This is a genomic window from Marinactinospora endophytica, from assembly GCF_054780875.1.
Genome location: NZ_BAAGVM010000015.1, coordinates 61,345 through 82,355, shown reverse-complemented (window position 1 = coordinate 82,355; position 21,011 = coordinate 61,345). Strand labels below are relative to the sequence as shown.

The 21,011-nt window shown below is 71.3% G+C and carries 19 protein-coding genes; 7 read left to right on the top strand and 12 right to left on the bottom strand.

The genetic code is table 11. The features are described 5' to 3' along the window. Window positions 1–63: 63 nt before the first annotated feature. The 3 genes from ACYVHU_RS23820 to ACYVHU_RS23810 form a co-directional block, all read right to left on the bottom strand. A complete protein-coding gene (locus tag ACYVHU_RS23820) occupies window positions 64–873 on the bottom strand; it encodes an ABC transporter permease (RefSeq protein WP_432940835.1) in 810 nt (269 codons plus the stop codon). After that, window positions 870–1,841 (bottom strand): ATP-binding cassette domain-containing protein, encoded by a 972-nt coding sequence (locus tag ACYVHU_RS23815; RefSeq protein WP_078761014.1) that lies wholly within the window; start codon window positions 1,839–1,841, stop codon window positions 870–872. Before ACYVHU_RS23815 ends, ACYVHU_RS23820 begins: the two co-directional genes overlap by 4 nt. 143 nt (window positions 1,842–1,984) lie before the next feature. Then, window positions 1,985–2,563: a PadR family transcriptional regulator gene (locus ACYVHU_RS23810; protein ID WP_498949545.1), complete on the bottom strand. Its 579-nt coding sequence runs from the start codon at window positions 2,561–2,563 to the stop codon at window positions 1,985–1,987. Between the two features lie 535 nt (window positions 2,564–3,098). Here ACYVHU_RS23810 and ACYVHU_RS23805 point away from each other — a divergent pair. Beyond that, entirely contained in the window at window positions 3,099–3,317 is a 219-nt protein-coding gene (locus tag ACYVHU_RS23805) for a hypothetical protein (RefSeq protein WP_078761012.1), read from the top strand. A gap of 54 nt (window positions 3,318–3,371) precedes the next feature. On the opposite strand, the gene ACYVHU_RS23800 is transcribed toward ACYVHU_RS23805, so the two are convergent. The 4 genes from ACYVHU_RS23800 to ACYVHU_RS23785 form a co-directional block, all read right to left on the bottom strand. After that, on the bottom strand, window positions 3,372–3,995 hold the full coding sequence (locus ACYVHU_RS23800; RefSeq protein WP_078761011.1) for a sigma-70 family RNA polymerase sigma factor: 624 nt from the start codon (window positions 3,993–3,995) through the stop codon (window positions 3,372–3,374). Between the two features lie 652 nt (window positions 3,996–4,647). Beyond that, window positions 4,648–4,836: a DUF8847 domain-containing protein gene (locus ACYVHU_RS23795; RefSeq protein WP_078761010.1), complete on the bottom strand. Its 189-nt coding sequence runs from the start codon at window positions 4,834–4,836 to the stop codon at window positions 4,648–4,650. A gap of 115 nt (window positions 4,837–4,951) precedes the next feature. After that, window positions 4,952–5,440 (bottom strand): hypothetical protein, encoded by a 489-nt coding sequence (locus tag ACYVHU_RS23790; protein WP_498949544.1) that lies wholly within the window; start codon window positions 5,438–5,440, stop codon window positions 4,952–4,954. Window positions 5,441–6,124: 684 nt separating this feature from the next. Further along, window positions 6,125–6,871 (bottom strand): peptidoglycan recognition protein family protein, encoded by a 747-nt coding sequence (locus tag ACYVHU_RS23785; protein ID WP_078761351.1) that lies wholly within the window; start codon window positions 6,869–6,871, stop codon window positions 6,125–6,127. A 491-nt stretch (window positions 6,872–7,362) separates the two neighbouring features. On the opposite strand from ACYVHU_RS23785, the gene ACYVHU_RS23780 reads away from it, so the two are divergent. From ACYVHU_RS23780 to ACYVHU_RS23770, 3 genes are all read left to right on the top strand, one after another. Beyond that, window positions 7,363–8,925: an aldehyde dehydrogenase family protein gene (locus ACYVHU_RS23780; protein ID WP_498949542.1), complete on the top strand. Its 1,563-nt coding sequence runs from the start codon at window positions 7,363–7,365 to the stop codon at window positions 8,923–8,925. A 48-nt stretch (window positions 8,926–8,973) separates the two neighbouring features. Beyond that, the gene (locus tag ACYVHU_RS23775) at window positions 8,974–10,221 is read left to right on the top strand and encodes a PA0049 C-terminal domain-containing protein (RefSeq protein ID WP_498949541.1); all 1,248 of its coding nucleotides are present in this window, start codon (window positions 8,974–8,976) and stop codon (window positions 10,219–10,221) included. A gap of 80 nt (window positions 10,222–10,301) precedes the next feature. Next, window positions 10,302–11,045 (top strand): N-acetyltransferase, encoded by a 744-nt coding sequence (locus tag ACYVHU_RS23770; RefSeq protein ID WP_498949540.1) that lies wholly within the window; start codon window positions 10,302–10,304, stop codon window positions 11,043–11,045. 61 nt (window positions 11,046–11,106) lie between these two features. On the opposite strand, the gene ACYVHU_RS23765 is transcribed toward ACYVHU_RS23770, so the two are convergent. Both ACYVHU_RS23765 and ACYVHU_RS23760 read right to left on the bottom strand, forming a co-directional pair. Continuing rightward, a complete protein-coding gene (locus ACYVHU_RS23765) occupies window positions 11,107–11,355 on the bottom strand; it encodes a hypothetical protein (protein ID WP_078761006.1) in 249 nt (82 codons plus the stop codon). A gap of 660 nt (window positions 11,356–12,015) precedes the next feature. Next, entirely contained in the window at window positions 12,016–13,008 is a 993-nt protein-coding gene (locus ACYVHU_RS23760; protein WP_078761004.1) for an NAD-dependent epimerase/dehydratase family protein, read from the bottom strand. Window positions 13,009–13,375: 367 nt separating this feature from the next. Between ACYVHU_RS23760 and ACYVHU_RS23755 the strand changes: the two genes are divergently transcribed. Continuing rightward, the gene (locus ACYVHU_RS23755; RefSeq protein ID WP_235000849.1) at window positions 13,376–14,902 is read left to right on the top strand and encodes a polysaccharide deacetylase family protein; all 1,527 of its coding nucleotides are present in this window, start codon (window positions 13,376–13,378) and stop codon (window positions 14,900–14,902) included. An 80-nt stretch (window positions 14,903–14,982) separates the two neighbouring features. Here ACYVHU_RS23755 and ACYVHU_RS23750 read toward each other — a convergent pair whose 3' ends face one another. The 3 genes from ACYVHU_RS23750 to ACYVHU_RS23740 all read right to left on the bottom strand — a co-directional run bounded on the left by ACYVHU_RS23750 (window position 14,983) and on the right by ACYVHU_RS23740 (window position 17,772). Further along, entirely contained in the window at window positions 14,983–15,585 is a 603-nt protein-coding gene (locus tag ACYVHU_RS23750) for a DedA family protein (protein WP_078761349.1), read from the bottom strand. Window positions 15,586–15,767: 182 nt separating this feature from the next. Next, window positions 15,768–16,451: a GntR family transcriptional regulator gene (locus ACYVHU_RS23745; protein ID WP_498949539.1), complete on the bottom strand. Its 684-nt coding sequence runs from the start codon at window positions 16,449–16,451 to the stop codon at window positions 15,768–15,770. Between the two features lie 112 nt (window positions 16,452–16,563). After that, on the bottom strand, window positions 16,564–17,772 hold the full coding sequence (locus ACYVHU_RS23740; RefSeq protein WP_498949538.1) for a molybdopterin molybdotransferase MoeA: 1,209 nt from the start codon (window positions 17,770–17,772) through the stop codon (window positions 16,564–16,566). Between the two features lie 171 nt (window positions 17,773–17,943). Between ACYVHU_RS23740 and ACYVHU_RS23735 the strand changes: the two genes are divergently transcribed. Beyond that, window positions 17,944–18,930, top strand: a complete 987-nt coding sequence (locus ACYVHU_RS23735; protein WP_078761001.1) for a 2-dehydropantoate 2-reductase — start codon at window positions 17,944–17,946, stop codon at window positions 18,928–18,930. A 103-nt stretch (window positions 18,931–19,033) separates the two neighbouring features. After that, window positions 19,034–20,998, top strand: coding sequence for a molybdopterin oxidoreductase family protein (locus ACYVHU_RS23730; protein WP_078761000.1), 1,965 nt, complete (start codon window positions 19,034–19,036; stop codon window positions 20,996–20,998). Window positions 20,999–21,011 lie beyond the last annotated feature (13 nt).

Below are 21,011 nucleotides of genomic sequence, written 5' to 3'. Positions count from 1 at the left end.
CGACGCCTTCCGGCCCCGCCAGGCGCGTCCCGGGCGACGGGGCCGTGAACGGCACGTGAACGCTCAGACCGCGCGGCGCATGGCGCGGGTCGCCAGGAGAAGTCCCACCGCGGCCACCGCGACGGCCACCACGGCCCCGTACAGGACCGGTGGCGCGGCGAGCTCGCCGACGAACAGACGGCGTTGCGCCTCGACGACGTAGGTGACCGGGTTGAGGGCGGCGACGGCCCGCAACCATCCGGGGGCCGCCTCCAGCGGAAGCAGCACTCCCGAAAGGAGCATCAAGGGAAAGACCACCGTCTGGGTGACGAGATAGAACAGGGTGCCGCTGGGGCGGGAGAGGATCGCCAGGACGAACGACAACGCCCCCAATCCAGTGCCGAACACGACGAGCAGGGCGATCCCCACGATCACGCCGACGAGGTCGGGGCGCAGCCCCATGGGAATCGCCACCGCCACGATCAGCACCGCCTGTACCAACAGGATCAGCGACTCCTTCAGGGTGCGTCCCATCAGCATCGCGGTACGGCTGGCCGGGGTGACCAGCATCCGCTCCATGGCGCCCCCGATGAGCTCGGAGAGCAGGGAGTAGCCCGCCGACAGCGGCCCGAACAGGCACATCATGACCAAGACACCGGGGATGAACCACTGCCAGGTCTGCTCCCGCCCTCCGCCGCCCGCCAGGACCGGGCCGAACAGGACGAGGAACAGCAGCGGCTGGAGCATCGCGATGATGGTTCCCAGCAGGACCCCGCCGGGCTCGCGCAGCGCCGGCGTCATCTCCCGACGGAACGAGACCAGGGTGTCCCGCAGCAGGCCCTTCACCGGCCGCGTCCTTGCGCCCCGCCGCATCGAGGCCGTTTCGACCGTCACGCGGCCACCTCCTGTCGGTTGGTCTCCTCCAGGCTGCGCCCGGTGAGTGCCAGGAAGACGTCGTCCAGGGTGGGGCGGTGCCCCCGGGCCGCGCTGACCTCGATGCCCGCGGCCTCGAGTTCGCGGAGGTGGCGGGGCAGCGCCCGGTCGGCCCGGGGCACCCGCACGCGGATGTCGGAGCCGTCGATCTCGACCTCCCCCGTCCCTTCGATCCTCGCGGCGATCCCCGCGGCCCGCGCGCCCTGTTCCGGGTCGCTCAGGGTCACGGTGATGCGGTCGCCGGCGAGGTCGTCCTTGAGCCGTTCGGCGGTCCCGTCCGCGATGACCCGGCCGTGGTCGATGACGATGACGCGCTCGGCCATGTCGTCGGCCTCGTCCAGGTAGTGGGTGGTCAGCACGATGGTCGTGCCCCTCTCCCTCCTCAGGCGCAGGACGTGTCGCCACACGTCGGCGCGGCTCTGGGGATCCAGCCCGGTGGAGGGTTCGTCCAGGAACAGCAGTGGGGGGTGGTGGACCATCCCGAAGGCGATGTCGAGACGGCGGCGTTGGCCACCGGAGAGGGTGCCCGGCTTACGCCCGGCCACCTCCCCCAGGTCGAGCAGCTCCACGACCTCGTCGGCCCTGCGCCGCGCCGCGCTGCCGGACAGCCCGTACCAGAGCCCGTGGAGCACCAGCTCGTCGTGGACGCGCTGCTCCTCACCCGCCGCGTTGCGCTGGCCCACGTAACCGATCCGGGAGCGGACGCCCGCGGGATCGGTGACGATGTCATGTCCCGCCACGGTGGCGCTGCCCGCCGAGGGCGGCAGCAGTGTGGTGAGCATGCGCAGGAGTGTGGACTTGCCGGCTCCGTTCGGCCCGAGGAGGGCGACGAGTTCTCCCTGCGCCACGTCCAGGTCGACCTCCCTGACCGCTTCGATCTCCTTAGCCCTGTGGCGATAGCCGCGGCTGAGCCGCCGTGCGTGGATCAACGCCGTCCTCCCGGATGTGCCGCCGTCGAGCACCCTCGACTTCATTACTCAAATTTGAGTCAAAAGAACTGTAGGCCCATAGAGGGGGTGGCTCAACTTTGAGTACAGGAAGACAGGAGCGCCCGGAAAGACGCGAAGCAGGCTTACCTCGGCCTGGTCTCTCCCGTTAGCTCATCGGCCATGGTGTAGGCCCCCGCCCGCAGTCGCTCGATCAGGCCGCGCGTCCAGGTCAGCGCGTGATCGGCGTTGCTGTACCACAGATGAAACAACTCGGGGACGTGTTCGGTGCCGGGGGTCTCCCACCCGTCCGCCACGCCGACGACAGGGGCGATGTCGTCACGCTCCTTCTCCAGCGCCCCGCAACGGCGCTCCAGTAGCTCGATCACCTCGCCGCGGGGCAACGCCGCCATGAAGGCCAGACCGGCCGAGAGGAGGTCGGCGTGCGGTCCCGCACTACTGAGCGCGCCGCGCAGCAGCTCCAGGAACTCCGCACGCCCCTTGGGGGTGATCCGGTAGTCGGTCCGTCCCGTGGGATCCTCGCCGGAGACGGCTTCGAGCTTGCCCTCCTTGGTCAGCTGACGCAGCGCGTGGTAGATCGACCCCCACTTGATGTTGGCCCACTCCTGGGCGTTCCAGGAGAGCAGCTCGCGGTGGATCGCATACCCGTGCGCCGTGTCTCGTCCGGCGACGACCCCGAGGACCAGCAACCTCGTCGTCGACACGTCCCCCGCCTTCGTCCAGATCCCCGATCCGGGCAAGTCTATGGCAGCCGTATCCCCCCTTCCGGGAGAGGCGATACGTCCGTGAGGCCGAAGGGATCGCCCGACCAATTGACGGAGTTTTACCCTCTGCGGGGTTTTTGTAGAGGTGCGTAGAGATAGTGTCGATGGGTCACGCGGCGTGTTCAGCCGCTCTTCTTCTCACCGGCGACCGCTCCCTCGTTACCCTCGGCGGTCATCTCGTCGGAAGGAACCCCGTGATGCTGTGGATCGTACTTGCGCTGTGCTCACTGCTCGCCTCGGCCGGAACGGCCGGCGTGTACCTGTCCACCCGACCGGACCGCCAACAGCGGGACAACGGGGGATCGACCTCCCGGCCCACGCCCCCCGCTTCCAGGCAATAGGCGACGAGCCTCCGGTCTCGGGGCGCGAACCCCGGTCAACGGCGGGGCTCCAAGGGTGTAGGTTTCCGCCTTGGCGCGCCGCGCCCGGTGGGTCGCCCGACCCGCCTTCCCCGTCATCGAGAGGAAACTCCCCGGTGGTTACCGAGGTCTTCACCCGTACCTACTGCGACGTCCACGACGTCCAAGGCGAGCGCGTCGACGCCGATGGCAACATCCAGTTCGCCTGGGAGTACGCCATCCGCGAGATCGACGCGTGCCAGGAGTGCATCGAGGAGTACAACACCCGTTTCGAGCCGCTGTTCGACCGCTCCCGGGTCGCCAAGAAGCCTCGCGCGCCGAAGAGCGCCGGATGACCTCCCGCGGGGCGCGGCGAGGCATCGTCCCGTCGCGCCCCGCGGCCCCTCGGGCTACGCCGCACCTTCCCCGGACGCCGGCGTCAGCTCGACGTGAAGCTCGCCTAGCGCCCGCCGCAGCATGTCCTCGACCTCCCTTTGGGTCGTCCCGACGCTCTCGGCGACCTCGGCGTGGGACCTACCGGCGAAGAAGTGGAGCAGGAGAACCCTGCGTCGCCGCGGCGGGATCCGCCGCAGCGCGGCTTTGAGCGCCTCGCGGTCCACGCCCGGTTCCCGGTGGAGGGCGACGGATTCCCGGGAGGACCGAGGGGAGGAGGGGGCGCTCCCCGCGGACGGGGAAGGGGCGACCGTCGTCCTGTTCGCGCCGGCCTGTTCCTTCCACCCCGTGGCACCGTCGTGGGTTTCCTTCGCTGTTTCGGGCCTCTGCCCCTCACCGCGCACCGCTCCTGGGCAGGGGTGCCGCCGTTCGGTGCCGTCCCCGGACCCGCCTTCCTCCTCCCTCGTCCCTTCCACCTCAGGCTCGTCCTCCTGCGCCGGGGAGAGGGGGCCCGACGCCTCCGGTGCCGCGACGTCACCGTGGCCCGAGGAGGGCGGTGCTTCGTAGCGACGGTCACGGGGGGCGGGGTGGACCGTGCGGACGCGCCGGCGCGCGGTGATGCGCGTATCAAGTGTGGTCATGCGGAGTTCCTTCTTTTCGCCAGCGGTTGGGGAGATGCGAGGGAAAAGTGGCGTGTTCTCCACCGTGGTGACCCGGACGAGCACGCCCCATGGGAGGCGTCGCGATGCGCGGGCGTGATCGTCGAGTTCGCTCTCGGCCGCGTTGTCGGACCGTACTCACGGCACTGCCCGTCAAGGAATCCGACAAACTCCCCGAGGGAGGAGCACCGCCCCTCAGACGTGTTGACCAGGGCTTCGTCCCGTGTGAGCCGTTCGGCCGCGAGGCCACCCTCGCCTCCCCACGGCCTCGGCCCGGCTCTGTTGTTACGACCGGCGCCCCAAAGGGCAGGGGCGATGGCCATGACAGCGCACACCGACTGGGCGGACCTGGATGACGAGCGCCTCCTCGAAGCGGCATGCGCGCTCATCGACCAAGGCCGGCTCCCGCCCCAGGTCCTCGCCTTGGTCACGGCGGTCCTCCTTACCCCGCCTGCTCCCCGTCCCCCCTCGTCGGCCTCCGATCCCTGACCCTGCCACGCACGTCACGGCGTCTGAAGGGGTGGGGCCGTCCGGCCAGGGATCCGCGGGGTACGGGCCCGCCCCTGGACCACGGACGGCCCCGGCCTCGGACAGCCCAAGACCCGCCACCGTGACACGCGCCCGTCGTGTTCCGCTAGCGGGGGACGTGGACGAACACCGCCGGATTGGTGATGTCACGCCGGTAGAGGTACTCCTCTCCCGGCGGGTCGGAGGGCTCAGCCGGGAGGTCACGCGACAGGACCACCTCGTCTTGGGCCTCCTCCACGATCTGGTGACGGCCGTCGAACGGCCCACCCACCAACACGACGTCTTGTGCGCTCATGTCTGCCTCCCGGAGTCACCGGCTCCGGCACCCCGTGGTGCCAGGGCCGCGGCGCCCCCACGGACGGGGCACCGGCGGTCCCCTGCCCACCATGGCCCGGCGGGAACATGACGGCTCAGCGTCGGCTGTCCTCGTAGACCAATCGGGGAGGACGGTGGGCGCGCGCGCCGGAGAGGGCCTGCGGCGCGCGGAGGGCACGGCCCGCACTGGAACGTGCCGGGTACCCGTGCGCCCGGGCCCGATTCCGGGAGGAACCCGCGGGACGGGTCCTGCGCGGCTCGGACACGAGACGGGGACGGACCGTGCGGCCGGAGCGGGGACCAGGGGCGCGGGGCACCGAAGGGGAGCTCCGGGGAACAGCGCCGCGCTGCGCGGGCGGAGAAGAGGACCGCGAGGGGTGAGGCCCGCCGCCGGCGACCCCGCGCCAGATGATGCGCAACGCCCAGACCCACAGCCCTCCGGCGGCACCGAGCGGAACCAGCACCGACGCCCCCGGGCCCGCGAGGGCCGTGGTCAGCGTCATGGCGGGGTGGAGCAGCAGCCCCGAGGTCAGAACCAGCAGGATCCTGGGGGTCTGCCCGGCGGTGTTCCGATGACGGGTCACGCTCGGTTCCTTTCTGCCTCGGAGCCGGTCGGGGGGCCGGCCGGGGTCGGTGGCGCGTCGACGACTCCGCTCCTCGGAGCCGGTGCGTCGCTGACGCTCGTCCGCGCGATGCCGAGAGACTGCCAGAGGCGAGGGACATTTCCGCTGACCAGAGTCGGCGTGGCGAACGGCCGTTTCCGGCCGTGTGTCAAGGGAACCGGAACGAGGTCTCCCACTCCACGCCGATGCCGCCACGGCGAACCGGGACGGCGCCCTCCCGCGGTGGCGGCGATCGGCGCACGGGCGGGTATGGCGCCTCGGGGACCGCGGTGGGCCGCGACGGCGTCCCCGCGGGACGGCCCGCGGCGGCCGGCTGTCCGGCCAGCCGGCACGCCGTCCTGAATCTGCACGTGGTCGTCCCCCCGGTCCGGTGGCGGCCTGCCCCCGGTCCTCGCGAGCGCGCTCTCGGTCCCGCGCACCCGTGCCGCCGGTGCGGTGGAACACGTCCCCGGTGCCAGCGGCACCCCCCTCTTTCCCACGAGGACACGAGCGGAACATGAGGGCGGGGTTCGATCCGTCTGGTCGGGAGCGCATCCACTTTTCACTTGGATGCGTTACCGCAGGTGAGAGCGGATGGGCGGAACGATTCGGGACTCCAAAGCTGGAATTCCGGGATTTCGCCATCGGTGTCGCCGCGTCCGTCGCTCAGGTGATCGGCGCCGTCCAGGCCACCCGCCAGGTGTCGGGACCGACGATCCCGTCCACGGTGAGTCCCTTCTCGCGCTGGAACGCCGAACACACCGACCGCGACCTGGCGCCATAGGCGCCGTCCACCGTGAGAGACCAGCCGCGCTCCCGCATGCGCCCCTGCCAGGTGGAGACCGCGGGGTGGCGGGTTATGGGCGGGTAGGAGAGGTAGACGCCCGGCCAGGGCGGGACCTGTCCGCCTCCCCCGCTGCCTCCTCCACCGCCGTCGGCCTCACCGGCCCCATCAGCGGGCATGCCGTCGCGCACCCACGCGTACAAGTCGTCACCCGGGCAGTCCGTGGACCCCACGTCGCGGTGCCCCCGGATCTTGAGGGTGCGTCCGGCCTTGCGGTTGGCCTCGTCGTACAGGGCCCGGATCGCCTTGCGGGTGGCCGGGGTGGCGTCGCCGTTGCCGCCGATGAAGCAGGCGCCGATACCGGAGGTGTTGTGGCCGGTGGCGTGCGCGCCCACCACGAGCCATCCGCGCCCCTCGTAGATCTTGCCGTCGGTGTCGATGAGGAAGTTGTAGCCCACGTCGGACCAGCCGTTGGAGTCCATGTGGAACGCCTGGATCTGCCGCGGCGTCTGCGAGGGCGGCCCGGCGGAGTAGTGGACAATGAACTCGGTACGCGCCGACCAGGATGTGGTCTGGCGGGATCTGGGAGCGCGCGCGCCCCATTCGGAACGGGAGATGATGTCAACCATGCCTCTGAGCATGCGAAACAACATCAAGTAACGACAAGGGGGCGTAAAATCATCACCGCAGGTTAAGCGCGTCCTCTTCAAACCGAAACCAGGTGTCTTCCGGCGTTCTCCACGGCGTCGCCCGTCCGCCGGGCACCGCCTCCCTCTCCGCTTCTCCTGAGGCGCGGGGAAAGGGCGCCCGACCCCGCTTCTGGGCAGCGATCGGCGCCCCCTTTTCTCCCCGTCTTTTCGGTCCGCACGCCGATTGACCTCGGGGAGTCTCCGATTCCCTCGTCTGATCGGTTCGCTTTCCATCATTTGATCGGGTCACCGGCTGCGTACGCCTCGCCTGGAACGGATCCGTCGCTTCTTGAACGCGGGCCGACGGCATGGCAGTGTCGGCGATCGGGGAGGGACGGCCCGACCTGGACACCCCTCCCCGGGGCAGGACCCCGCCGCGTGGCACAGCGTGGGACGGCCCCGCCCTTCGGCCCACGAGCAATGGAGCATCTGTGACAGCGACGCCCCTCGACCTGCGTTCCGTCATCGCGGGAAAACGGCTCCCCGCCGCAAAGACCCCCCTTGTCTCGGTCAACCCCGCAGACACCGCGCAGACCGTCGCCGAGGTGAGCCTGGCCGACCGCGCCGACTTCGTCTCGGCCTGTCGTGCCGCCAAGAACGCCCAACAGCAGTGGGCCCGGGTCCCCGCCCCGGTGCGGGGCCAGGTCATCGGCGCCATGGGCGACCTCGTCACGGCCAACAAGGAGGCGCTGGCCCGAATCGTCACCCGTGACATCGGCAAGACGCTCGCCGAAGCGCGTGGCGAGGTGCAGGAGATCATCGACACGTGCGAGTTCTTCCGCGGCGAGGGCCGCCGTCTCTACGGGCAGAGCGTGCCCTCGGAGATGCCGGACAAGCAGCTCTTCACCTTCCGCACGCCGGTGGGGGTCGCCGCGATCATCACCGCGGGCAACTTCCCCGTCGCCGTGCCGGCCTGGTACATCATCCCCGCCCTCCTCACCGGTAACGCGGTGGTCTGGAAGCCGGCCGAGTACTCCGCGGCCTGCGCGTGGGCGCTGTATGAGCTGCTGACCCGCGCGGGCCTGCCCGAGGGGGTGCTCAACCTGGTCTACGCCGACGGGGAGGAGACGTTCGCGGGGCTGTCGGCGGCCCTGGGGGAGGGACTGGTCGACAAGGTGGGGTTCACCGGTTCCAGCGCGGTGGGCGCCCGCATCGGCGAGCTGTGCGGCCGGCACCTGCAGACACCGTGCCTGGAGCTGGGCGGCAAGAACCCGATGGTGATCACCGAGGACGCCGACCTGGAGGTGGCCGTGGAGGGCGCGCTGTTCTCCGGGTTCGGCACCGCGGGCCAGCGTTGCACCTCGTTGGGGACCGCCCTGGTCCACGAGTCCGTCCACGAACGCTTCGTCTCGATGCTCGCCGAGGCGACGGCCGCCGCACCGATCGGCGATCCCACCCGCGACGTGCTCTACGGCCCCATGATCGACCACCGCTTCGCCGAGCGCTACGAGTCCTTCCTCGGCTGGATCGGCGACCACCATCGCGTCCTCGGCTCCAGCGGGGTCGGCCGCATCACCTCGGCCAACCCCCGCGCGGGGTTCGTCGGCGATCCGCAGGCCGGACTGTTCTACCACCCGGTCATCCTGGACGGGGTGGTCCCCGAAGACCGGGTGTTCACCGAGGAGACCTTCGGACCGATCATCGGAGTCACCGCCTACCGTCACCTGGAGGAGGCCGTCGAGCTGGCCAACCTGCCCGGTTACGGCCTGTCCTGTTCGATCTACACCACGGACGCGAAGAAGGCGTTCGCGTTCCGCTCCGGTATCGGCGCCGGCATGGTCAGCGTCAACAACTCCACCTCCGGCGCCGAAGCGCACCTGCCCTTCGGCGGAAACGGGCGCTCGGGCAACGGCAGCCGGCTCTCGGGGGTGTGGGTGCTCGACCAGTTCACCCGTTGGCAGTCGATGAACTGGGACTACTCCGGGCGGCTCCAGAAGGCGCAGATGGACGTCCAGACGACCCAGGCCGAGCCGGACTTCCGGCTGCCGGGCTGAGACACAAGGGGGTGGAGTGCGCGGGGTCGGGGATCGACGGGGGTCGCCATGACCATGGACGGGACCGCACCGGCCGCGGCGCCGCTCTGCCGCGCGGCGCCGGATCTGGCCCGGGCCCACGCCGCCGCGCTGGGCCGCCGCCTGGACCCCCACGCCCCGGTCACGGTCGAGGAGGCGCGTGCCGGTGAGGAGGCCGCCGACGAGATCCTGCGGCGCTCCGGTCTTGGGCGCGGGGTCGAGGACTTCGCCGCGGAACTGGGCCGGGCGGAGGGGGCCGGGGCGGCCTATGAGGTGGTGCGCCGCCACGGTGTGCGGTTGTGGCGCGCGGCAACGCGCCGGGCCCAGGGCGCGGACCGGCGGCACGGGGACCTGCCGCCCTGCGACGACCGGCCACTGTATTGGGCGCGGTTGCGCATGATCGTGGCCCTGCGCCAGTGGCGCCCCGTGGCCGGGATCGACGCGGCCGAACAGGCCGGGCTGGTCACGGAGCTGGAACGCGGTTCCCGGGGGTGGACCTCGATCCGGCGGGCGCCTGCACAGCGGCCCCAGGTGGTGGTGACCGGTTTCGACCCCTTCCGGCTCGACGTCGACATCTGCCGGGCCAACCCGTCGGGTGCCGCGGCTCTCGCCCTGGCGGGACAGGTCCTGGCCTGCGCGGACACGGAGGTAGAGGTCTGCGCGGCCCTGTTCCCGGTGCGTTGGCGTGACTTCACCGATGGCGTGGTCGAACAGGTGCTGGCGCCCCACCTGCTCGGTCCCCGGCCGGCCCGTGCCGTGATCACCGTGAGCCAGGGGCGGGCGGGGCGTTTCGACCTGGAGGCCTACAACGGCGCCTGGCGCGGTGGCGCGCCGGACAACGAGGGGGCCGGGCGAGCCGAACCGGTGCCCCCTCCTCCCGTGGGCCTGCCGGCCCTGTCCCCCTTGCCCCAGTGGACGGTCTCGACCCTGCCGAGGGCCACGATCGCGGCGACCGAGACCGGCCGTTTCCCCGTCATCGACAACACGAGGGTGGTCGAGATCCCCGCGGGCATGGACTCCCCCGTGGAACGTCCCCACGGTCCCACTCCGGGCTCCACCGCGCGGGAGGGAGGGGGCGGGGACTACCTGTCCAACGAGATCGCCTACCGCAACACCGTGCTCCGCGAGGTCTCGGGGCGCTCGATCCCCGCCGGGCACCTGCACACACCGATTCCCCGCGCCAGCGGGCCCGCGGTGGTCTCGGCGGAGTTCGTCCGCGACCTCGACGACATCGTGACGCAGGTCCGGCGGATCGTCGCCACGGTGGTCGCGGGGTGAACGCGAGGGGATAAGGGGAGCCGTGCGCACCGCGCCCCCACGGCGCATGCCAAGCTCCTTTTGTGCAAAAAACACCACTGTTGATCTACACTGTCGCCGAACGTCCGGATTTGCTGGAGCGGATGTACGAACTGGACGGGACCTTCGCGCCCTTCATGTCCGCTGACCCCGTCCTCTCCTCCCTCTTCGCCCACCGCGCGGTGTTCGCCGACTACACCCTGCTCGCCTTCGACCCCGCCGATCCCGACCGGATCGTGGGACGGGCGGTCAGCGTCCCCTTCCGGCTGTCCCGTGGCGACGACGAGACCGCCGAACTCCCCGAGTCCGGCTGGGACCAGGTGGTGTCGTGGGCGGTGGAGGACCACCACGCCGGTGTCCGCACCGACACGGTCTCGGCGCTGGAGATATCGCTGGCCCCCGACCACCTCGGCCGCGGCCTGTCCTCGGTGATGCTGCGGGCCATGCGGGACAACTGCCGACGACTCGGCTACGACACGCTTGTCGCGCCGGTGCGGCCGACCGCCAAACACCTCCACCCCCGTGTCCCGATGGAGGAGTACGTGACCTGGACACGCGAGGACGGACTGCCCCACGACCCCTGGCTCCGCGTGCACGCGCGGCTGGGCGCGACGATCGAGGGAGTGGCCCCGCTGTCGATGACGATCCCCGCGACCCTGGCGCAGTGGCGGGAGTGGACCGGACTGCCCTTCGACGCCTCGGGACCGGTGGAGGTCCCCGGCGCCCTGGTCCCCGTCGTGGCCGACATCGAGCACGGTTACGCCGTCTACGTGGAACCCAACGTCTGGATGCGCCACCGCCTGTGACCCCTGCGTCGAACACGGGTCGGGCCCGTGGGATGCGCTCCCACGGGCCCGACCCGACCGCTCAGTAGGAGCCGTCGGCCCCCAGGAAGAGGTAGGAGCCGCCCAAGGCGACGATGTAGATGAGGACGAACAGCACGAACAGCGCGACGCCCGCACCGAAGCAGATCCACGACCACAGTGTGAGCTTGCGCGCGGTCTCGGGCTGGGAACCGCTCTGGGCGAGGGCGATGATCGACAGGACCAGACCGATGATCGACAGCATCCAGCAGCCGCACAGGCCGAGGATGTTGAGGATGAGCGAGGCGATCATGTTGGCCTGCGAAGGTCCTCGCGCCGGCGGAGGCGGCGTCCCCCATCCACCTGGACCGTACGGAGGCTGACCCGGGTAGCTCATGTAGCGCTTTCCTGTCGTAATGGGATTATTCCCCCTGATAGTGCCAGAACAGCCTTATCAGCGCGCATCTCACGTCCCATCCGTCACAGAATCGAGAACCGGACCGGGCTGTTCTCGTCCGGTCCGCCCCTGCTCGCTCCCGCCCCGAACGGAACACCCCGCTCATCCGTTCACGTGGCGGTCCGAAGCCGGCCGGAGGCCGCCGGGTTCCTGGATCGCCATCCCCGCGCCGGCCCGTGAGCGCTGTTCTCACGCCCGCGCCAGCCGGGCCGGGGTGGGTGAAGGGCCCGGTCACGTCGGCGGCCCTCCGGCACGCCGGCGACGGCGATCGCCCGGAGCCGACGACGGGACACGGCCACGCCATCGCGGCCGGTGGGCGCCGCGGACGGCGGATCCGCCCCGCACCGACGAGGCCGGCCGGACGTCGTGGGACGAGCCGGGGCAGGGCGGTCGCGGGTGGTCATCGAGGTGCCCGGCCTGGCCGTCCCCACGGGGATGGAGGCTGATGGTCGGCTAACGGTTTCGGACCGCCGGCCGCAACGGGAACCGCGCCGACGACGGGCCGCTCCGTCCGCCTCAGGCCAGGAGGTCGGTGCCGATCAGGTCGGCGTCGACAGCGCGCGAGGCCGCGACCGCGCCGATGATCTCGTCGATTCCGGTCACCGCGTTCCAGCCGATCGCCTCGCGGGCCCGTGTCGTGTCGGGGATCCTGTGACCGGTCTCGGTGTACCCCGGCCCGTGGGCGACCTCCCACGGGATCATCACGAGGTCGCTGTCGGATCCCGTCAGGTCGCGGACCCGCCTGGCCAGGCCGAGGATGTCGATCTCCTCGGTTCCACCGATGTTGACGGTCTCACCGTGCAGCGTCGGCCGATCGATCAACGCGACGAGGGCGGGGACGACGTCGCCGACCGAGCAGAAACAGCGCCGTTGCCGGCCGTCGCCGTGGACCGTCAAGGGGCGTCCGCGCAGGGCCTGGTCGACGAAGGTGGGGATGACCGCGCCCTGACGGGCGCTCTGCCGGGGTCCCGCCACGTTGAACAGGCGGACGTTGAGGCCGCGCACCCCGTACTCGCGCCAGTGTCGGGTGGTGATGAGCTCGGCGAGGCCGGTGGCCGTCGGCGCACACCAGCGTGTGTCCAGCGGCGACCCCAGGACGCGGTCGTCGTCCTCGCGCAGCGGACGGCCGGTGCCGTGCCCGTAGACCTCTCCGGAGGAGACGTAGAGGAGCCGGCAGTCGATGTCCGCCGCGGCCTCCAAAACGGTTTCGGTCCCGCCGACGATCGTCCGCACCGCGTGGAGGGGACGTTCCCGGACCAGGCGGGCGCCGACCGGCGCGGCCAGGTGGAAGACGGTGTCGCAGCCGAGCATGGCGCGGCGTACGGCCACCGGGTCCAGGACCGATCCCTGGACGAACTCCAGTCCCGACCGCCGCAGGGCGGAGTCGAGGTTGCGCGGGGATCCGGTGGACAGGTCGTCCAGGACGACGACCCGATGGCCGGCGTCGAGGAGGTGGTCGACAAGGTGGGAGCCGATGAATCCGGCGCCCCCGGTGACTAGGGCCCTCATGTGTCTCGCAATCTGCCGACGTAACGGTCCGCCGCCGGCCCGGCCCGGAGGGGCACCGGTTCCTGCGGGGACCGGACAAGCGGTCATCACTCCTTGTCGCCATACAACTACAAAATTTTCCCCCGATACCGCAGGAGGACGGGTGTGTCCGGCTCCGCTTACACACCGGAGGGGCTTTCGCCCCCCGGACGGATTAACGGTTTCCTCACGACGCCGGAAAAAGAGCCTTATTCGCTCCTATAAAGGGCGAGCCGTACCAGGACGTCTCTTCTCGACCGCCGTACGTTCGCCCTACGGCACCGTTTCAGGCTCTGACCTGGCCGGTCGGCCGCGTCCGCACGTCATCGACTGTTAGGACGTCCACATCGTGTTCTCCGTCACTTTCCTCGCCGGCACCGCACAAGGCCGGGCCTTCCGTTCCTTCTCCATCGTCATGGCGCTGTCGTGCGCGACGGCCTGTTCCGCGATCCCCGGTCTGGAAAAGCTCATGGGGAGCACCGGAAACACCCCCTCCGGACTCGTCACCGTCACCTCCGACCGGCTTCCCGGCCTGCGGGAGCAGCATCTGTCCACTCCCGGTGACGCGGCGACCAGCATGCGGCTTCCCGTCGTCCCCGGCGCCGACCCGTTCACCAGCGAACTGCGCACCACCATGGCCGAGCGGCAGACCGACTTCCTCACCGCCAAGGACGGGGCCGCGGGCGACTCTCCACGCGCGCTGGATCAGGAGGCCGTCCTGCTGGCCGCCTCCCCCCACGCCCTGGGGGCCCGTATCGTCAGCCGGATCCAGGCGGGGGGTGACACCTCGGTGACGGCGACCACACGCTGGTACGACGTTCGCAGTGGCGCGGTCCTGCCCTGGACGGCCCTGCTCCGGGGCGAACCCGCGATCGGGGTCCTGACCGCCCAGGTGGCCGACTCGCTGGAAGAGGGGGGCATCGCCCCGGAGCGGCTGCCCGGCGGGTTGCGCGAGGCCACGACGCAGGCCCCCGACTCCGAGGCCGTCTCCACCGCGCCCGCGCCCACCGACGCCGACGCGGCCTGGAAGCTGGCCCGCAGGCTGACCGGATCGCCGTTGGAGGACATCGGTTTCGACGCCGCGGGCAACGTCGTGGTCAGCTTCAGTCCCGGAGAACTGCCCACGGCCGACGGCACGGGCCTCCAGGTCGTCCTCGACCAGGACGACACCGAGCCCCTGCTATCGGAGTTCGGCGCGCTGGCGCGCACGGCGGCCACCACGGACCCGGCCCGGAAAGTGGAACCCGCCGCGGCCGATCCGGTTCCGGCGCTGGACTGCGACAGGGTCCCCTGCGTCGCCCTGACCTTCGACGACGGCCCGGGAGCCCATACCGCGCGGTTGCTGGAGTACCTGGAGGGCTACTCGGCGCGGGCGACCTTCTACGTTCTCGGCGAGCTGGTCGGCGACCACGCCGACCTGATGCGCGGCGCCGTCGGCGCGGGCCACGAGTACGGCGGCCACTCCTGGCGGCACGACGACCTGACCACGCTGTCGGGGGCCGAGGTCGCCGAGGACACCGAACGCACCTCACGGGCGATCGAGGAGATCATCGGGGCGCCGCCCCGCACGATGCGCCCGCCCTACGGCTCCTACAACGACTCCACGCGTGAACATGTCGGTCTTCCGATGATCATGTGGGACCTCGACACCCGTGACTGGCTGACCCAGGACACCGCCCAGACGGTCGACACCACGCTGTCGGACACCCGGCCCGGCAGCATCGTGCTGCTCCACGACGTGCACAAGTCGACCGTGGACGCCGTCCCCGAGATCCTGCGCGGCCTCACCGAGAAGGGCTACCACTTCGTCACCGTCTCGGAGTTGTTCGGTTCGGCCGAGCTGAGGCCGGGCGAGCTCTACTACCGCAGGGACTGACCCGGCCGGTCCGACGGTGGCGCCCTCACATCGGTTCGCCCAGGGGCGCCGTCGTCGTTTCGGCTACAGCGCCGGCCGGCTCAGCCGTCACCGGCACCCTCGGCCCGCCTCTCCCGACGCAGGCGCAGCAGCCGGGAGACGACGAAGTAGCCGACCGCGAGGACCACCACGGCGACGACGACCTTCTGGAACGCCCCGACGTAGCCCTCGACCAGGTGCCAGCTCTCGCCGAGCAGGTAACCGGCGACCACCAAGACGGTGTTCCAGATGAGACTGCCGAACGTGGTGAACAGCAGGAACAAGGGCATCGACATCCGGGTGACGCCCGCTGGAATGGAGATGAGGCTGCGGAATATCGGGATCATGCGACCGAAGAACACGGTCGCGCGCCCGTGCCGGTCGAACCATCGCTCGGTCCGCTCCACGTCCTCGACCTTGACCAGCGGCAGGCGCCGCGCGATCGCGCGGATACGCTCGCGGCCCAGCAGCGCGCCGAGATAGTACAGCAGCACCGCCCCGCTCACCGAGCCCAGCGTGGTCCACAGGATCGCCCCCACCAGGCTCATGTTCCCCTGGCTCGCGGTGAATCCGGCCAGGGGCAGGATCACCTCGCTGGGGATGGGCGGAAAGAGGTTCTCCAGCGCGACGATCAAGCCGGCGCCCGGCCCGCCCAGGGCCTCCATGACGCTGATGACCCAGCCGGTGAACCCCCCGGAGGTCTCCTGTGCGGCGGCGACCGTGGCGCTCACTTCATCCCTCCGAGACGCGGTGACGGGTGACGGCAGGCGTCGGTACGGACGACACTCATGCCGGTGACGCTACGCGACGGAGGGCGGGCGCGTCGATCGTCCCTGGCGGCGTCCCCTCATCCGGTGCCGTCGATCTGCCGGTGGTAGGTGCGGCGTGTCCGCTCCGTGTGCTCGCGCATGAGGCGGGCGGCCTCCTCGGCGTCGCCGGCCGCCACCGCCTCGATCATCCGCGCGTGCTCGTCCCAGGAGGCCCGGCCCCGGGAGCGGGCGACCGGGGCGTAATACCAGCGGACCCGGCGATCGACCCGCGCCGCGAGCTCGGCCAGCACCGTGTTGCCGGACAGTTCGGTGACACCGCGGTGGAAGTCGGCGTTGGCGGTGACGACGGCGTCGACGTCGCCACGGTCCAGCGCCGCGGTCCCGGCCCGCCACACCGCCCACAGTCGCTCGACGCCGTCCTCGTCGGCGTTGCGCGCGGCCAGGCGCGCGGACTCGGTCTCCAACAGGGCCCGCACCGCCAGCAGCTGATCGGCCTCGCTCTCGGTCGGCCGGTGCACGAACGCCCCATACCCGGGCCGCAGGTCCACCCACCCCTCGTTGCTCAACCGCTGCAACGCCTCACGCACCGGCTGACGCGACACCCCCAACCGGACCGCCAGCTCACTCTCCACCAGATGCCGCCCCGGCTCCAACTGACGCCGGGTGATCAGCTCCAACAGAGCCTCATACACCGCCTCACGCAACGGGACCGGACGCTGCACCTTCGCGGTGGGCGCGCTTTTCAGGGGCTGAGTGGTCATGGCCGGCTCCTCCGCGCGGCGGGGTCCGTCGACACGTCCCCCTGACGACGCCTAGGTGAATACTGTCCACAGTGTACGAAAAGCGCGCCGGGCACGTCGGCCCCTCCCCACGTCACCGGGGCAGGCGGAGCAGCTCGGCCAGGTCCCCGCTCCCCTGGGGCGGCACGACCGCGATCGCGTCGGCGACCGCGACGCCGCGCAGGTCCGCAGGCCCCACGTGCTCGACGGCCAGCGCGCCTTCCCCGCACAGCCGCACGCCGATCAACCGGGTGTCGACAGGATGGGGGCGGACGTCACCGGCCAGGCGCACCCGCCGCCCGGTGGGCGCGGGGTCGGGCCGGCCGGCGAGGCCGGCGATCACCGGTACGAGGAGCGTGAGCGCCGCGACCAGCGCGGCGCCGGGGTTGCCGGGCAGTCCGACGACCAACGGCCCCTCGGGCAACGCCGCGAGCAACTGCGGGTGACCGGGCCGGCAGGCCACCCCGTCGACGACGAAGCCGGCACCGAACCCGCCGAGAACCGCGCGCAGGTGATCGGCGGGCCCGGCCGAGGAGGCCCCGCACACGGCGACGATGTCGGCCTCTCCCACCGCGCGCTCCAGCGCCGCGGTGAGCTCGGCGGGGTCATCGCCCACGTGGGTGATGGCGGTGAGCACGCCACCGGCCCAGGAGACCGTGCCCGGCAGCATCGGCCCGATCGCGTCGCGGACCTGACCCGGGGCGGGAGTGCCGTGGAGGCGGACCTCGTCCCCGGTGACCAGGGCGTGCACCGCGGGCCGTCGCACGCGCAGCGTGTCGTGTCCCAGACCGGCCGCCAGGGCCGGGGTGACGGGGGACCCCGCGGGAGCGGCGACCGAGCCGAGGGGGGTCGTCTCACCGCGCCTGCGGATATGACGGCCGGGACGCACCCGCCCCGACACGGTGTGAGCGTTCCGCTCCGCCTCCTCGTGGGCCAGGACGGCGAGGGTCCCGGCGGGGACCGGCGCGCCGGTCGCGATCTCCACCGCCTGGCCGCAGGACAACGCGGCGTCTCGGGGTTCGGCTCCGGCCAGCAGGCGCCCCAGGACACGCCAGGGTCCGGAGCCGGCCACCGCGTAACCGTCCATGGCGGCGGTGTCGAGGGAGGGGACGGCGACCCGCGCCACGAGGTCCACGGCGAGGGTGGACCCCAACGCCTCTCCCAGCGCGACCTCGGTGACCGCTCCCCGCGGACGGGCGGCCGCGAGCTCACGGGCGGCAGCGCGAGCCCGCGGCCACGTCTGGGGGGCGCGACGGCGCGGGGAGGGCCGAGTGGAGACAGGAGCCGGCGGGGTGGTGTCCATCGTCTCTTCCTCCCCTGGGACGGACGGGGGTCCTGAGATCGGAAAGAAGCCGAGAACTTGCCGTCCGGCTCGGTTCCGCGGTCCTTTCGCGGTCCGGCCTCTGGTCACGTCCCCTCCACTTCTTTTTAGCATACTGTATACAAGTTCACCTTCCAGGAGAAGGGAGCGTCCATGCGAATCGCGGTCCTGGGCGCCGGGGCGATCGGCGCCTACGTGGGAGCGGCCCTGCACCACGGCGGCGCGGAGGTCCATCTCATCGCCCGTGGCGCGCACCTGGAGGCCATGCGCGCCACAGGGGTCCACGTGCTCAGCCCACGCGGGGACTTCACCGCCCACCCCGAGGTGACCGACGACCCCGGTGAGGTCGGCCCGGTCGACTACGTCTTCCTCGGCCTCAAGGCGCAGCACTACGCCGGCTGCGGGCCGCTGCTGCGCCCCCTGCTCGGCCCGGACACCGCGGTGATCGCCGCCCAGAACGGCATCCCCTGGTGGTACTTCCACGGCCTGCCCGGCCCCTACCGCGGACACCGCATCGCCAGCGTCGACCCCGACGGCGCGGTCAGTCGGGCGATCCCGGTGGAGCGCGCGATCGGCTGCGTGGTCTACGCCGCGACCGAGATCGCCGCTCCAGGGGTGGTACGCCACCTGGAGGGCACCCGCTTCTCCATCGGCGAACCCTGCGGCGAGGTGTCCCGACGCTGCCTGGACTTCAGCGCGGCGATGGTCGCCGGCGGACTGAAGTGCCCGGTGGAGTCCGATCTCCGCGAGGACATCTGGATCAAGCTCATGGGCAACGTCACCTTCAATCCGCTCAGCGCGCTGGCCCGTTCCACGATGGCGCAGATCTGCCGGCATCCCCCGACTCGCGAGCTGGCCGTGACGATGATGCGCGAGACCCTGGAGGTCGCGGCCCGGCTCGGCGTGCGCCCCGCGGTGTCGATCGAACGACGCATGGCCGGAGCCGAACGGGCCGGGGATCACCGCACCTCGACGTTGCACGACGTCGAGCGCTGCCGCCCCATGGAACTCGACGTCATCCTCACCGCGGTGGTCGAACTGGCCGACCTGACCGGCACGCCCGTGCCGGCCCTGCGGGCGATCGACGCCGCGGCGTCATTGCTCAACGAACGTCTGCGAGAGGGCCCCGTCGCACCCTGAACCGTTCGCGGGCCGCCCGCGCTCCTTCTTGTCTCACGTTCCAGGACGGAATACTGTAGACAGTATTTCACGCCATCGGCCACGACACTCCTGCGAGGTCCCGATGCGATCGGACTCCTTCACCGCCCCCTACCAGCGCCTCACCCGCCCGCTCGTCCGCGAGGACGGGCGACTGCGCCCAGCCTCCTGGGAGGAAGCCCTCGACCGCGCGGCCGAAGGGTTCACCCGCAACATCGAACGCCACGGCCCCGACTCCTTCGGAATGCTCTCCTGCGCCCGCGCCACCAACGAGATGAACTTCGTCGCCCAGAAGTTCACCCGGGCCGTGGTCGGCACCAACAACGTCGACTCCTGCAACCGCACCTGCCACGCCCCCAGCGTCGCCGGCCTGGCCGCGGCGTTCGGATCCGGTGGCGGGACCTCCTCCTACCAGGAGATCGAGGACACCGACCTGATCGTGCTGTGGGGCGGCAACCCGCGCTTCGCGCACCCGATCTTCTTCCAGCACGTCCTGAAGGGGGTGCACAACGGGGCCCGGTTGTTCGTCGTGGACCCGCGGCGCACCTCCTCGGCCCAATGGGCCGACCGCTGGCTGGGGCTCAACGTCGGCACCGACATCCCGTTGGCCCACGCGATCGGGCGCGAGATCATCGCCGCGGGTCTCACCAACGACACCTTCATCCGCCGCGCCACCACGGGCTTCGAGGACTACCGCGCGCTCGTCGAGCCCTGGACGCCGGCCGCGGCCGAGGCGGTGACCGGCGTGCCCGCCGAGGCCATCCGCGAGCTGGCGCACGCCTACGCGCTGGCGGAGCGCGCCCAACTGTGCTGGACGCTGGGCATCACCGAGCACCACAACGCGACCGACAACGTACGGGCGCTGATCAACCTGGCCCTGCTGACCGGGCATGTAGGCCGCTATGGATCGGGGCTCAACCCGCTGCGCGGCCAGAACAACGTCCAGGGCGGCGGCGACATGGGGGCGATCCCCAACCGCCTGCCCGGTTTCCAGGACCTGACCGACACCGTGGTGCGCGGCCGGTTCGAGGCGGTGTGGGGACGCGAGATCCAGCCCGTCCACGGCAAGACGCTGACCCAGATGTTCGAGGCGATGGACGAGGGGGAGCTGACGGCCCTCTACGTCATCGGGGAGAACCCGGTGCAGTCGGAGCCAGAGACGCAGAAGACGACGCGCCGGTTGCGGTCGCTGGACCACCTGGTCGTCCAGGACATCTTCCTGACCAAGACGGCCGAACTCGCCGACGTGGTGCTGCCGGCCAGCGCGTCGTGGTGCGAGTCCGACGGGACGTTCACCAACAGCGAGCGCCGTGTCCAGCTCGTGCGCAAGGCGCTGAACCCGCCCCCCGGCGCGCGCGACGACATCAACATCATCTGCGACATCGCCACCCGGATGGGACACCGCTGGCCCTACCCCAGCGCCGAGGAGGTCTGGGACGAGGTCCGCGCCCTGTCCCCGATGCACCGGGGCATGTCCTACCGCCGCCTGGAGGAGCACCAGGGCATCCAGTGGCCCTGCCCCTCCGAGGACTCCCTGGAGCCGAGTTACCTGCACGCGCGACTGTGGGCCGACGATCCCGCGGAGCGCGGCGAGCCCGCCCCCTTCGGCCTGGTCGGGCACTCGCCGCCGGTGGACCTGCTCGATGACGACTACCCCCTACGGCTGACCACCGGCCGCCGGCTGGACGACTACAACACGGGTGTGCAGACGAGCGGTTTCCCCTCTCCCCTGCGCCGCGGGGAGCTGCTGGACATCTCCCCCGAGGACGCCGCCCGTCTGGGCCTGGTCGACGGGGAGGTGGTGCGCGTCTCCTCGCGTCGGGGCTCGGTGCTCGTCCCGGTCTCCATCACCCCGTCGATGCGGGAAGGGCTGGTGTTCATGACCTTCCACTTCCCCCAGCAGGCCGACACCCAGCTGCTGACGCTGGACGCCACCGACCCGATCGCCGGGACCGCCGAGTACAAGGCGGCCGCGGTGCGTGTCGACAAGGTCGCCGCGGGGGCGCCCGCCGCTGAGCGGGAGCCGACCGCGGCCTCTCGGACGACCTGATCCCGGGGTGGGG